The 13,408-nt window shown below is 42.3% G+C and carries 15 protein-coding genes, 2 pseudogenes and 1 other annotated feature; of the genes and pseudogenes, 16 read left to right on the forward strand and 1 reads right to left on the reverse strand.

The features are described from left to right. The 9 genes and pseudogenes from AB5754_RS01625 to AB5754_RS01665 form a co-directional block, all read left to right on the forward strand. Positions 1-169 (forward strand): annotated as a pseudogene (locus AB5754_RS01625) (PIN domain nuclease); the annotation flags it as partial. Between the two features lie 80 nt (positions 170-249). After that, entirely contained in the window at positions 250-1,713 is a 1,464-nt protein-coding gene (gene gltX, locus AB5754_RS01630; RefSeq protein ID WP_368250445.1) for a glutamate--tRNA ligase, read from the forward strand. Further along, positions 1,714-1,913 (forward strand) — a binding site (T-box leader). Between the two features lie 190 nt (positions 1,914-2,103). After that, positions 2,104-2,643, forward strand: a complete 540-nt coding sequence (gene epsC / locus AB5754_RS01635; RefSeq protein ID WP_311834637.1) for a serine O-acetyltransferase EpsC — start codon at positions 2,104-2,106, stop codon at positions 2,641-2,643. After that, positions 2,627-4,039 (forward strand): cysteine--tRNA ligase, encoded by a 1,413-nt coding sequence (gene cysS, locus AB5754_RS01640; protein ID WP_368250446.1) that lies wholly within the window; start codon positions 2,627-2,629, stop codon positions 4,037-4,039. The genes epsC and cysS overlap by 17 nt, the downstream gene beginning before the upstream one ends. Further along, positions 4,036-4,437 carry a Mini-ribonuclease 3 gene (locus AB5754_RS01645; protein WP_311834639.1) on the forward strand — a complete coding sequence of 134 codons (402 nt, stop codon included), beginning with the start codon at positions 4,036-4,038 and terminating at the stop codon, positions 4,435-4,437. The genes cysS and AB5754_RS01645 overlap by 4 nt, the downstream gene beginning before the upstream one ends. Then, positions 4,424-5,275, forward strand: coding sequence for a 23S rRNA (guanosine(2251)-2'-O)-methyltransferase RlmB (rlmB, locus tag AB5754_RS01650; protein WP_368250447.1), 852 nt, complete (start codon positions 4,424-4,426; stop codon positions 5,273-5,275). The genes AB5754_RS01645 and rlmB overlap by 14 nt, the downstream gene beginning before the upstream one ends. Then, positions 5,272-5,805 carry an NYN domain-containing protein gene (locus AB5754_RS01655; RefSeq protein ID WP_368250448.1) on the forward strand — a complete coding sequence of 178 codons (534 nt, stop codon included), beginning with the start codon at positions 5,272-5,274 and terminating at the stop codon, positions 5,803-5,805. The genes rlmB and AB5754_RS01655 overlap by 4 nt, the downstream gene beginning before the upstream one ends. Before the next feature lie 72 nt (positions 5,806-5,877). Then, positions 5,878-6,438, forward strand: a complete 561-nt coding sequence (locus AB5754_RS01660) for a sigma-70 family RNA polymerase sigma factor (protein WP_368250449.1) — start codon at positions 5,878-5,880, stop codon at positions 6,436-6,438. A gap of 199 nt (positions 6,439-6,637) precedes the next feature. Continuing rightward, a complete protein-coding gene (locus tag AB5754_RS01665; RefSeq protein WP_010755032.1) occupies positions 6,638-6,874 on the forward strand; it encodes a Veg family protein in 237 nt (78 codons plus the stop codon). 225 nt (positions 6,875-7,099) lie between these two features. Here the strand turns inward: AB5754_RS01665 and mscL are convergent, their stop codons facing one another. After that, complete coding sequence (mscL, locus tag AB5754_RS01670; RefSeq protein WP_368250450.1) at positions 7,100-7,552, reverse strand: large conductance mechanosensitive channel protein MscL; 453 nt, start codon at positions 7,550-7,552, stop codon at positions 7,100-7,102. A 170-nt stretch (positions 7,553-7,722) separates the two neighbouring features. Here mscL and AB5754_RS01675 point away from each other — a divergent pair, with 170 nt between their 5' ends. The 7 genes and pseudogenes from AB5754_RS01675 to AB5754_RS01705 all read left to right on the forward strand — a co-directional run. Next, the gene (locus tag AB5754_RS01675; RefSeq protein WP_368250451.1) at positions 7,723-8,991 is read left to right on the forward strand and encodes a M16 family metallopeptidase; all 1,269 of its coding nucleotides are present in this window, start codon (positions 7,723-7,725) and stop codon (positions 8,989-8,991) included. Further along, positions 8,984-10,282 (forward strand): M16 family metallopeptidase, encoded by a 1,299-nt coding sequence (locus AB5754_RS01680; protein ID WP_368250452.1) that lies wholly within the window; start codon positions 8,984-8,986, stop codon positions 10,280-10,282. Before AB5754_RS01675 ends, AB5754_RS01680 begins: the two co-directional genes overlap by 8 nt. Then, positions 10,282-11,007 carry an SDR family oxidoreductase gene (locus AB5754_RS01685; protein ID WP_311834646.1) on the forward strand — a complete coding sequence of 242 codons (726 nt, stop codon included), beginning with the start codon at positions 10,282-10,284 and terminating at the stop codon, positions 11,005-11,007. The genes AB5754_RS01680 and AB5754_RS01685 overlap by 1 nt, the downstream gene beginning before the upstream one ends. Positions 11,008-11,028: 21 nt before the next feature. Then, complete coding sequence (locus tag AB5754_RS01690) at positions 11,029-11,928, forward strand: RodZ domain-containing protein (RefSeq protein ID WP_368250453.1); 900 nt, start codon at positions 11,029-11,031, stop codon at positions 11,926-11,928. Between the two features lie 13 nt (positions 11,929-11,941). After that, the gene (pgsA, locus tag AB5754_RS01695) at positions 11,942-12,520 is read left to right on the forward strand and encodes a CDP-diacylglycerol--glycerol-3-phosphate 3-phosphatidyltransferase (protein ID WP_311834648.1); all 579 of its coding nucleotides are present in this window, start codon (positions 11,942-11,944) and stop codon (positions 12,518-12,520) included. A gap of 202 nt (positions 12,521-12,722) precedes the next feature. Beyond that, positions 12,723-13,130 (forward strand): (deoxy)nucleoside triphosphate pyrophosphohydrolase, encoded by a 408-nt coding sequence (locus AB5754_RS01700; protein WP_368250454.1) that lies wholly within the window; start codon positions 12,723-12,725, stop codon positions 13,128-13,130. Next, positions 13,123-13,408, forward strand: a pseudogene (locus AB5754_RS01705) (type III restriction endonuclease subunit R); the annotation flags it as partial. The gene AB5754_RS01700 and the pseudogene AB5754_RS01705, both read left to right, overlap by 8 nt.

The following is a 13,408-nucleotide window of genomic DNA, read 5'->3' on the forward strand; positions in this document are numbered from 1 at the left end:
GCATTATATGAACGAACGAATTAAAGTCGTGGTGACCAGTGCTTTGCAAACCGCAGCCGGGCGGATGATTTTTGCCAAACCAGCTCACTCCGGTCGAGGCATTGATACAGAAGCCGCTCCAACTACTAATGGCAAGAGCAGTCGCAATCAACGAAATCACAAGTCTTGATAGTGATACTTTACTAATGAGGACATTGATTGTACAATTTGAAACGTATAGGGAAAAATCCACTAAAAGGAAGAGATAAAATGAGTAAAATCCGCGTGCGCTATGCGCCAAGCCCAACAGGACATTTGCATATCGGCAATGCCCGAACAGCACTGTTCAATTATTTATTTGCTCGTCACAATGATGGCGACTTTATTATCCGCATTGAAGATACTGACCAAAAACGAAATATTGCTGATGGCGAAAAAAGCCAGTTAGAAAACTTAGCTTGGTTAGGCATGGACTGGGATGAATCTCCTGAAAATCCCGGGGAATATGGCCCTTACCGTCAATCAGAGCGAGGGGATATTTACCAACCTTTAATCGATCAACTACTCGCTTCCAATCGGGCGTATAAATGCTACTGTACCGAAGAAGAACTAGAAGCGGAAAGAGAAGCGCAACGTGCTCGGGGAGAAATGCCTCATTACGGCGGCAAATGTGCCCACTTAACACCAGAAGAACAAGCACAAAAAGAAGCAGCCGGCCTTGAAGCTGTGATTCGTTTCCGCGTACCAAAAAATACGGAATACTCCTTCCATGATATGGTGAAAGGCGATATCCACTTTGAATCTGACAATGTGGGTGGCGACTTTGTTATCCAAAAACGGGATGGCATGCCAACTTACAACTTTGCTGTAGCAGTCGATGATCATATGATGAAAATCACCCATGTTTTGCGGGGGGATGACCATATCGCCAACACACCAAAACAAATGATGATTTACGAAGCGTTTGGCTGGACACCCCCAGAATTTGGTCATATGACGTTGATCATCAATTCTGAAACAGGTAAGAAATTATCCAAGCGGGATGAATCCATCTTACAATTTATCGAGCAATACCGAGAACTAGGCTATCTTCCAGAAGCCATGTTTAACTTTATTGCTTTACTAGGCTGGTCTCCAGTAGGGGAAGATGAACTCTTTTCTCAAGAAGAATTAATCAAGATTTTTGATCCAAAACGTTTGAGCAAATCACCAGCAGCCTTCGACGGCAAAAAATTGGAATGGGTTAACAACCATTACATCAAAGAAATGGACTTAGACGAATTAACCGAAATGTGTCTACCATTCTTGTTTACTGCTGGCCGGATTCCTGCTGAATTGTCCGCAGACCAAAAAGCTTGGGTTAAAAAAGTGGTTGCTTTGTATCAACCACAAATGAGTTATGCGGCTGAAATCGTAGAACTTTCCGGCTTATTCTTTGACCAACATCCAGAATTAAGCGAAGAAGGAAAAGAAATTATGGCGCAAGAAACAGTGCCAACTGTCTTAAGTGCTTTTAAAGACCAATTGAGCGAATTAAGTGATTTTACTGCGCCAAATATCATGGCCGCGATTAAAGCTGTTCAAAAAGCTACTGGTGTCAAAGGGAAAAACCTCTTTATGCCAATCCGAATTGCTGTTTCTGGCCAAATGCACGGTCCTGATTTGCCAAATACCATTGAAATTTTAGGTCGCGAACAAGCGATTAACAAATTAGAACAAGCTTTAACAAAATAAGGAAACACTAAGAACAGTCGAAGTACCACCGTCTTTTTTTACAGAGAGGTCCCCCTGCTGAAAAGGGACTAAAAAAGCCGTGGGAAATGCAGCTGGGAGTGGATCTGCCAAAAGCAGATACGGGCATGGCCGTTATTCATTTAAAGGCAAGGAGCAATCTTTGTGAAAAAAAGTGGAACCACGCAAAAAGCGTCTTTTAAATAAGGAAACTTATTTAAAAGACGCTTTTTTTGTAGAATACCACAGCTAACTATGCTTGGCTTCACGAATTCGTTTTGCCTCTCTATTCGTGAATTAGGTTTTACTACATAGGAGCAATCTATTAGTGAGACAGAAAGCTTGTTGACAAAAATAGCTTTCAAGGAATGTAACAAGGAAGGGGGAAGTCAGATGAGCTGGTTTAAAAAAGCCATCGCTGCTACTAAAGCTAACGATCCCGCTGCACGAAGCACATTGGAGATCGTCTTGACCTATCCAGGGTTTCACGCATTATTTTGGCATCGCTGGTCTCATTTTTTATACCGAAAAGGCTTGTTTTTACTGGCCAAATTAAATGCCCAATTTTGGCGTTTCTTAACAGGGATTGAGATTCATCCCGGAGCGGAAATTGCCTCAGGGGTTTTTATCGACCACGGTATGGGCGTTGTGATTGGTGAAACAGCAGTAGTCGAAGAAGGAGTCGTTTTGTTCCATGGAGTGACACTTGGAGGGACGGGAAAAGATTGTGGCAAGCGCCATCCTACAGTTTTGAAAGGCGCGATGATTGCTGCTCATTCCCAAATTTTAGGGCCGATTACCATTGGCCAAAATGCTAAAATCGGCGCAGCAGCCGTAGTTTTAAAAGATATACCAGATAATGCGACCGCTGTGGGAGCCCCAGCGAAAGTCGTACGATTGAATGGAGTGAGAGTTGATGATCAAAATTTATAATACCTTGACGCGGCAAAAGGAAGTCTTCAAGCCCATTACGCCGGGACAAGTAAAGATTTATGTTTGTGGTCCTACGGTATATAACTATATTCACATTGGCAATGCCCGTAGTTTTATTGCTTTTGATACAATTCGGCGCTATTTTGAATACCGAGGCTATCAGGTGGATTTTGTAACGAATTTTACCGATGTGGATGACAAGATTATTCGAGCAGCTAAAGAAGCTCAAGTTACCCCAGAAGTTTTATCCGAACAGTTTATCCAAGCTTATTTTGAAGACACCAAAGCGCTAAATATTGAACCCGCTACTTTAAATCCTCGGGTAATGGATCATATTCCTGATATTATTGCTTTTATTCAAGCATTAATTGAAAAAGGCTATGCTTATGAAGCTAGTGGCGATGTGTATTATCGTACTCGCAAGTTTAAAGAATACGGTAAGTTAAGTGATCAGTCCATTGATGAATTGGAAGTTGGGGCCAGTCAACGGACGGGTAGCGAACAAGCCATTAAAGAAGACCCGCTGGATTTTGCTTTATGGAAGTCCGCTAAAGCCGGGGAAATTTCTTGGGAATCGCCATGGGGTGCAGGACGTCCCGGTTGGCATATCGAATGCTCCGTCATGGCTACGAAACACTTAGGCGAAACCATTGATATTCACGGTGGTGGTCAAGATTTAGAGTTTCCTCATCACGAAAACGAAATCGCTCAAAGTGAAGCAAAAACTGGGAAGACCTTTGCTAATTATTGGATGCACAATGGGTATGTGACTATTGGCGAGGACAATGAAAAGATGAGTAAATCCTTGGGGAATTTCATCACAGCTCATGAGTTGATTCAGCAAGTGGATCCTCAAGTGATTCGCTTTTTAATGGCGACCACCCAATATCGTCGGCCAATTCGCTACAGTGAGACCGTATTGCAAGAAGCCGCTGCGAATTTACACCGGTTAAAAACGGCTAAGGAAAATGCTGATTTCCGCCTAAACCAAGCGGCCAGTGCTTTAAGTGTTGATGGGGAAGACTTAGTGACTTTAACGGCTTTGGAAGAGCGCTTTGTAGCGGAAATGGACGATGATTTCAACTGTGCCAATGGGATTACCGTAGTTTATGAATTAGCCAAATGGTTGAACAATTACAGTGAACGCTCAGAAGTGTCCACAATCGTTTTAGAAAATGCTTTGGCTAAATTTGCTGCTTGGTTGCAAGTTTTCGGCATTGAGTTTGCGGCCGCCAGTATTTTAGATGAAGAAATCGATCAATTGATTGAAGAACGCATCCAAGCCAGAAAAGACAAAAATTTTGCTCGCAGTGATGAAATTAGGGACTTATTGAAAGAACAAGGGATTATCTTAGAGGACACCCCTCAAGGAACCAGATGGAGAAGAGACGCATGAGAGATTACAAACAGTTAAACGGCTTGGCATTGGCCTATGTGGGAGATGCCATCTATGAGGTTTATATCCGAGATTACTTAGTATCTACGGGACAGACCCGGCCTAATCAGCTGCACAAAATGGCGACTCACTATGTGTCAGCCAAAGCCCAAGCCTTTTTAATGGATGGGCTGTTATCTGGTGACTTATTGACCGAAGAAGAGGAACTCTTTTACCGTCGCGGACGTAACAGCAAGAGCCACACCAGTGCCAAAAATGCGGATATTACCACCTATCGAATCGCTACAGGCTTTGAGTCACTAATGGGGTATTTACATTTAACTCAGCAACAAGACCGCCTAGAAGAGCTGATTGATTGGTGTATTAAGAAGGTAGGTGAAGAAAATGAAGGAAAATAGAGACAATAATCGAGGTAAGAAAAAATGGTCCACTCAAAAACCACGGCGCAAAGGGACTGCCAATAATAAGCCAGAGAAAAAAATTCCAGGAAATACTGAAGATTCTTTAGCAGATAACTTTTTATTTGGCCATCACGCCGTAGTCGAGGCCTTAAAAGAAGGACGAGGCAATAAATTGTTCTTATTAGAAGATGCCCATGGGGAAAAGATCGATGAATTAAAAGCCATTGCCCAAGAACAAGCCGTGCCAGTAAAATGGGTGCCGAAGCAAAAGTTGGACACTATGAGCGATCACGGGGTGCATCAAGGGATGGTTCTAGCCATTACCCCTTATCAATACTTATCTTTACCGGAACTTTTAGAAAAGAGTGAAGAGGAAAATCCCTTTTATTTGATTCTTGATGGCATTGAGGATCCCCATAATTTTGGTTCAATTTTACGGACAGCAGACGCTGGTGGAGTGGCTGGCATTATCATTCCAAAACACCGGGCCGTGGGGATTACACCCATTGTGGTGAAAACTTCCACAGGAGCTGTGGAACACGTTCCTGTAGCCCGCGTGACCAATTTAAGCCAAGCCATTAAGCAACTAAAAGAAGCAGGTTTTTGGATTTTTGGCACGGCCATGGAGGGCACGGATTATCGCCAATGGAATGCCCAAGGGAAAATTGCGTTAATTATTGGCAATGAAGGAAGAGGCATGAGTGCAGGATTAGCAAAAGAAGTAGATGAAATGCTGACAATTCCCATGCACGGTCACGTCCAAAGCTTAAATGCAGGGGTAGCGACAGGCTTATTGATTTATGAAGCTTTGCGGAAACGAAGTGGCCAGTCATGAAAAAAGAGCTGTTGATTGTCGATGGCTATAATATGATTGGCGCTTGGCCGGAGTTGGTTTTGTTGAAAAAACAAGACAAGCTAGAAGATGCTCGAGATGCGTTATTAAATAAATTGTCTAATTTTGCTAAGTACGAAGGTTTGGAAATCATCGTAGTCTTCGATGCTCAGTTTGTGCCGGGAGTAACCAAACGCTATCAAAAATATCAGCTGGAAGTAGTTTTTACCGAAGAAGGAGAAACGGCAGATAGCTACATTGAGAAAATTGCTGGTGAGTTAAACACCCGCTTAACTCAGGTGACCGTAGCGACTAGCGACCTAGCAGAACAGTGGGTAATCTTTTCCCAAGGGGCGTTGCGGACTTCAGCACGGGAGCTCTATCAAACCATTGCCAAAACAGAGCGAGCCATCAGCGGTCATCAAGAAGACTTGCGTTTTACCGATTTTCGGCGAAACTCTCCTTGGACAGCAGAACAACTCAGTGAATTAGAAAAAACTTTGCAAAACCTGTCAAACAAGAAAAAAAGGTAGCAATTATGAGAAAATGACAGTTTTTATCATGATAACCTCATTTCAAGATTCTTTGGAAGGAGGTTTTTTTGTATGTCATTACTTGAGGAAGCACGAGCAGGAGATGAGGAGGCATTTCTAAAATTGTTTAGACAGTATCGACCGATTATCTACAAGTTGCAAGGCAGGTACTTTGTCCGGGATTTCGATGGGGATGATTGGCTGCAAGAGGGCCTAATCGTTTTTTCTGAAAGTTTAAGTAAGTATGACGGGACATTAGGCGTGACCTTTGGGGCGTATTTTAAGCGTAATTTTGAGAACTGTATTAAGAGCCATTTACGAAAACAAGCAGCATATAAGCGTAAAAGCATGACGGATTCGGTCCCTTTTGAGTCTTCATTAGCCGAAGAAGGTGGGGAGCTCCAGTTTGGACTAGGACAACAAGCTCCGGCAGCCGATGAGCAATTAATTGTGGCAGAAGCGGTGTCAGGGCTAGCGGATCAGTTGTCTGATTTGGAAGAGCAAGTTTTTGCTGCTTATGTTTTAGGGTGGGACTATGATGAAATCGCGGAATCCGTTGATCAAACCTTTACTAAGGTTAAATTGGCTTACGAACGGGCTCGTCGAAAAACCATCTATCATTTGAAAAATTAGGTAGCTATGTTATAAAACGCTTTCAAAAGGAGAAGAGAATCTCCAAAATAGTCATAAAAAAAAGCGTAAAGGTCAGTTTATTTCAAGATTTTTAGTGATTTTAGAGAAAATATTCATTATGGATTGTCAATAGGATTTTGTTATGATAAACTTGAAATTTCACACTAGATATGGTATAATCGTCCCTGAGGTGAACGCAATGCCAACAACTTTAGCGTCAATCAAGAAAGACTTGGAATGTCGGATTGGTAGCGAGATCATGGTCGTAGCACAAACTGGCCGCAAGCGTCAGACTGAGCGCAAAGGTATTTTGACAGAAACGTATCCATCAGTTTTTGTAGTCGATCTGGATCAGGAAGAGAACTCTTTCGAACGAGTATCTTATAGCTACTCAGATGTTCTGACCCGCACCGTGGAAATCGAATTTCTAGGTTAGTATAATGAGAAGGTAGAGTTTGACTTTAGTGGTCAAACTCTTTTTTCTTTGTGGAAACCAACTGAATTGCGTCACCGTCCTTTGAACCGAAGGATACCATAAAGACATAAAAGCCAAGCAGCTTCCGTTAAACCTCTCGGAAGTTGCTTGGCTTTTCGTCGTTAAAAATTTCAAAGGCTGACTAAGTTGTTTTTCTCAAATTAAATTAGCCGGCTTTTAGTGAAGTTACACTTGACTATCTCGGTCTAGTTCAGCTTTTGCTTGGGAGGCAGTCTTGCCTTCTTGGGCTTCTAGTAAGTCGCGAATGTCTGTAAGCAAGCTTTCAGTAGTGACGATTTCCGCTTCTTCTTCCTCTTCTTTTTTGCCAAAGCTTTTCGCTTTATTGGCTGCTTTGACGATTAAGAATAAGACAAATGCGGTAATTAAAAAGGTAATAATAGCACTGATCACATTCCCAAACATAAAGGTTACCCCATTGACTTTCACGTCTAACACATTCATGGCTTTATCCAAGTCTTGTCCATCGGTGAAGAGGGAAATAACCAAGCCAATTAAAGGTGTAATCAACCCTTCTACCACTTGGTTGACGATTCCAGTGAAGGCACTCCCGATGATCACCCCAACGGCTAAATCCAAGACACTGCCTCGCATAATAAACTCTTTAAATTCTTTAATCACGAAAACAACCTCCTTTCTTCTTTTCTCCAGTATAGCGAAGACCTGCTAAAAACTGAACTGATAAGGTCTTCTAAGGGGTACTAAGGGCTGTAGGAGGGCTTCTGTGCTATAATTTGTAGCAGAGATGAAAACGCGTCAGTCTTAAAAGGCCGACTTAAAGGGGCATAATCATGACAAAAGAGATTCAACCGGGAGTTTATTTCCATTTGATTTCTACGCAACAATTTAAAACTTTACGCTTGTATATTCGTTTTTCCGCCCGACACCAGGCACAATCGGCGGCAGCGCGCACCTTATTGACCAGTTTATTGGAGACGAATAGTCGCAACTATCCCACTCACACCGCTTTAAGCAGTGCCTTAGCAGAACTTTATGGCGCGAGCTTCGGCGTGAATATGGCAAAAAAAGGCAATTTGCACCAAGTAAATCTTTCTATGAATCTAGTTAATGGCAAATACCTAGGAGTCAGTAGCCTTTTAGATCAAGCCACCGCTTTTATTAAAGAGATTTTGTTTGCCCCAAATATCGTGGCATCCTCCTTTGATGAAGGGACCTTTGCCATAGAAAAGGAAAACTTGATCGCTTATATGAAAAGTATTGCTGAAGACAAACAAACTTACGCTTCTCAAGAGTTGCAGCAACTCTTTTTCCAAAGTGATGCGGATCAAAGTGTACCCAGCTACGGGACATTAGCTAGTTTGACTGCTTTGACGAGTCAGGATTTAGTTGCAACCTATGAAAAAATGTTAAATGAAGATCAAGTGGATGTCTTTTTAGTGGGAGATGTTACTGAGGCAGAAGGCGACCGTTTTATGGCGGCTTTGCCATTTTCAAAAACAGAGCGGGTGCATCCAGAGATTTTTTATTATCCTGTGGCAGACAACGTGATTGCCGAAAAACAAGAGCAAGAACCTTTGACTCAATCGAAACTAAACTTGGGTTATGCTATGGATGTTTATTATGGTCAACCGGAGCGTTTTGCTTTAATGGTCTTTAACGGCTTATTCGGTGGCTTTCCGCATTCCCGCTTGTTTATGAACGTGCGAGAAAAGGAAAGTATGGCATACTATGCCTCTTCTTCCTATGATACGTTCCGCGGCTTTGTCAGTGTTCAAACCGGTATCGATGGGGAAAATCGTGAACGGGTATTGCATTTAATTGCCCAGCAGTTGGAAAGTTTACAACGGGGAGAAATTACGGCTGAAGAATTAGCCCAAACCAAAGCCATGCTAAAAAATTCTTTCTTGCTTTCATTGGATAGTCCCCAAGCAATGATTGAAGCGGCTTATTTGGATAATTGGTTGCCAGAAGCTGCTATGACCGATGAAATGATTTTAGCGGGAATTGAAGCGGTGACGGTTAAAGAAGTGCAAAAGATTGCCCAAAAAATGCAGTTAAAGGCAGTTTATTGCTTAGAAGGAGTGGGCAAAAATGCGTAAAATCACTTATGAGCAAATCAATGAAACTTTATATACAGAGGTTTTGGACAATGGCTTGACGGTTTACTTATTACCAAAAGCCGGCTACCACAAGACCTATGGCTTATTTTCCACTAATTATGGCAGTTTGGATAATACTTTTGTACCCATTGGACAAACTGATTTTGTGACGGTTCCTGATGGGATCGCTCATTTTTTGGAACACAAACTCTTTGAAAAAGAAGCAGGGGATGTCTTTCAAGTTTTTGGCAAACAAGGAGCTTCTGCCAACGCTTTTACCAGTTTTACTAAAACCAGTTATCTTTTTTCCGCCACGGATCAAATTCGTTTGAACTTAGAAACCTTGTTAGATTTTGTGCAAGAACCCTATTTCACCAAGGAAAGTGTGGACAAAGAAAAAGGCATTATCGGTCAAGAAATCGGCATGTATCAAGATGATCCATACTTTTTGCAGTTTTCCGGATTATTAGCTCAAATGTATCCTAACCATCCCTTAGCTGTAGATATCCTCGGCACCGTGGAAACCATTGATAAGATCACTGCAGAAGATTTGTACTTGTGTTACCGCACTTTTTATCAACCGAGCAATATGAAACTCTTAGTGGTGGGAAATATTGATCCTGATGAAGTGATGAGTTGGATTAAAGCCAACCAAGGGAAAAAAGAATTTCCCAAAGCGACACCGATTCAACGAAAGTTTCCCCAAGAAAACTTGTCTCTTGTGAAAGAAGCTAGCCGTAAATTGCCTTTAAGTCGTAGCAAAGGGGCCCTTGGCGTGAAAGGCTTAGTCCAAGACTTGCCTAAAGAACCTGGGGAATTATTACGTTTTCGCTATAGTTTGAATTTATTATTCGCTTTACTTTTAGGCAACACTTCTAGCAATTACTTACGTCTTTATGATGAAGGTGTCATCGATGATTCCTTTGGTTTTGAATATGATTTGGATCGAGAATTTAGCTTTGGGGCCTTTTTTGGGGATAGCGACCGACCAGAAGCGATGATACAAGAAATTCAGACCATTCTGTTGAATTTTGCTACCGATTCTGAGGTCAATGAAGCTAACTTGACCTTATTAAAGAAAAAAATGTTAGGAAAATACTTCCAATCTCTAAATTCTTTGGAATACATTGCCAATCAATTCACTCAAAGCATCTTTGGGGATTTAACAGTCTTTGACGTGCCGGATGTGATTGATTCCATTACGTTGGCAGATGTTCTAGCTGCAGGTAAGACATTAATCAAAGAAGAAGCTTTTTGTACGTATTATCTTTATCCAGAGGAGGAAATTTAATGCCGGCTGCTTTAGTCTTAGGCGCTTCGGGGGACATTGGGGAAGCGGTATGTCGCAGGTTGGCGGCTAGTGGTTGGTCATTGTACTGCCACTATCATCACAATGAAGAAAAAGTATTAAAATTTGTTAGTGAACTACGGTTATCCTATCCTCACCAAGATTTTTTTATGGTATGCTTAGATATGCTAGATTATCGGGAAATAGCGCCATTTTTAACGGGTTTATTCCAAGTGGATGGAGTGGTTTTTGCTGCCGGATTTACCAAGTATGGCTTATTGGCTGAACACAGCCAGCAAGACATGAACAACTTATGGAAAATCCATGTAGAAACGCCCATGCTTTTATTAGCTGCTTTAGAAGACAAATTGCGCCGTACCGGGTATGGACGAGTAGTTTTTATCGGCTCGGTTTATGGATTAGCCGGTAGCAGTATGGAAACCGTTTATAGTGCCGTAAAAGGTGCTCAGCAAAGCTTTGTAAAAGCCTATGGGAAAGAAGTGGCCTCCCTGGGCATTACCGTAAATTGTGTGGCGCCTGGGGCAGTGAATACCCAGATGAACCGGCAATTCACTGAGGAACAATTACAGGAATTAAGCGCTGAAATCCCCTCAGGTAGACTAGCAGCGACCTCTGAAATCGCAGCAGCAGTCGCTTACCTTTTTTCAAAAGAAGCCCAGTATACGACGGGCACCACGATACCGGTGACCGGCGGCTGGCTGTATTAATAGACTGGAGAAGATGACCCCGTGGCCAACGAAGCAACGACGATCGGACAAACATTGCGGCAAGCCCGTTTGAATAAAAACTTATCCTTAGACGAACTCCAACAGATTACCAAAATCCAGCGGCGTTATTTAGAAGCTATCGAAGACGGTGACTTCGATAGCTTGCCGGGAACTTTTTACGTGCGAGCTTTTGTTAAGCAATATGCTCAAGCAGTAGGCGAAGACGGTGAACGGTTAGTAGCGGTTTTAGATGGAAAGGCTAGCTTAGAGCCACCACTACCGCAACGCCCTCAGCCAGAAAGAGTAAAGGGTTCCCGAAAAGCCCTTCATGTGGAAGAAGCGCCAAAAAATCCTTGGATTCGCCTGTTACCGGTAATCTTTTTCACGTTAATTGCTGTGACGATTATCGGAGTAGTGATTTGGATGACCATCCAAGATCGCAATGAAGATGCCTTGATTAAAGATCCTGGCTCTTCGGTGACGGTGGAACAGCCCGTAGAAACTAGCACGTCTACCTCTCAAGCACCAGTTGCCGAAAGTTCTTCTACCCAAGCAAGCACTACGGAAAGTTCGGAAGAGCAAAAAATGGTGATTACCACTACTAGCAATACTCAGGCAGAAGCCAATATGACTATTACCGATGCTACCAATCCCTTGTCATTGGAATTTGAAAGTACTGCTGGGCGTTGTTGGGTGGGTGTGATGGTCAACGGCGGCTACGTGTATCAATACACCTTAGAAACTGGAGACAAACAGGCTACCACTTTGCCAGCGGATACACAAAATGCTACCATTATCCTAGGTGCTAGTGCCAATGTCACCGTTAAAGCTGGAGGACAAGAACTGGCCTTTACCGATGAAGGCATGGCAGCATTACGCAAAAATATCAATCTGACTATCGGCTATAAAGCCGCTCAGTAGGAAAGAGGACATCGTGAATTTACCAAATAAGTTAACCGTAATTCGAATCTGTATGATTCCCATCTTTATTTTGATTTTAGCCCTACCTTTAGACTGGGGCACCTTGCAAGCCGGCGACATTAGCCTGCCAATCACTCATTTAGTAGCGGCAATTATCTTTGCTGGGGCTAGTATTACCGACTGGCTCGATGGCAAAATCGCTCGCTCAAGAGGTTTGGTGACCAACTTCGGTAAATTCGCCGATCCTTTAGCGGATAAAATGCTGGTAATGACGGCTTTCATTATGTTGGTGGAATTAGGCAAAGCCCCTGCTTGGGTAGTAGCAATTATCGTCTGTCGGGAATTAGCGGTGACTGGCTTGCGCTTACTCTTAGTAGAGCATGGTGAAGTCATGGCGGCAGCCTGGCCGGGGAAAGTGAAGACCGCCACTCAAATGGTAGCCATTATCTTATTGTTCATCAACAATATCCCATTTGGTATGGTAGGCTTCCCCTTGGATCAAATTATGTTGTATGCTTGTCTTGTTTTCACCATTTATTCTGGGGTGGATTACTTTATGAAGAATACAGCCGTGTTTAAAGGATCGATGTAAGAAAAGATGAAATTTTGAGAACAACTCTGGAAGCCTAAGAAGGTGGAAGGGGTTGTTTTTTTTGAGATGGTATGCCCATTTTAATCTACTTAGAGTATCACTATGTCCTTGTTCTTGCCATGCTGATTTTTTTGTGGGATCCTAGTTTAGTAGGATTATCTTTTAAGTTAGCTAGATTCGAAAACTAGAAAAAGGTGAAGAGATGACAAAGCAAATCGAGGTAGTAGGGGCAATTCTAGTCCATAAAGGCAAAATTTTATGTTGTAAACGTGGTCCGGGTCGCTCTTTGGCTTATTTGTGGGAATTTCCTGGAGGCAAAATTGAAGCGGGAGAAACACCTTTAGATGCTTTAGGTAGAGAATTAAGAGAAGAGCTGAAGATTGAAGTGAGTATTCAGAGAGAAGTCTTTGAAGAAGCTAGTTATGATTATGCTTTTGGCAGGGTGAACATGAAAACAATGGTTTGTCATTTAAAAAAAGGTGAACCGATTTTGACGGAGCACATCGCACTTAAATGGGTTGCGCCTAGTGAATTGGGAGAGTTGGAATGGGCACCGGTGGATATTCCAACCGTAAAAAAATTAGTAGCTCAGGGGAATGTCTATGACTGATATTGATTTAGTAAAAAAAGCTATTTATAAAGGATTTATTGATAAAAATATAGCCGGTTCAAAATTGGATCCAAAATTTATTGTGAATCAGCCAAAACAGAAAGAATTTTTCCTAAATATTTTACAAGAAGAAATGGATAATTGCCAAACCTTCACATTTTCTGTGGCGTTCGTTACACAAGATGGGTTGAATGCATTAAAGTCTCATTTATCAGATTTAGCCGATCGAGGGTTAGGTGGGCGCTTATTGACCTCTACTTACCTAAGCTTTAATGATC

The organism is Enterococcus sp. 2201sp1_2201st1_C11_2201SCRN_220225, assembly GCF_040925905.1.
Taxonomy (GTDB): domain Bacteria; phylum Bacillota; class Bacilli; order Lactobacillales; family Enterococcaceae; genus Enterococcus_C; species Enterococcus_C asini_A.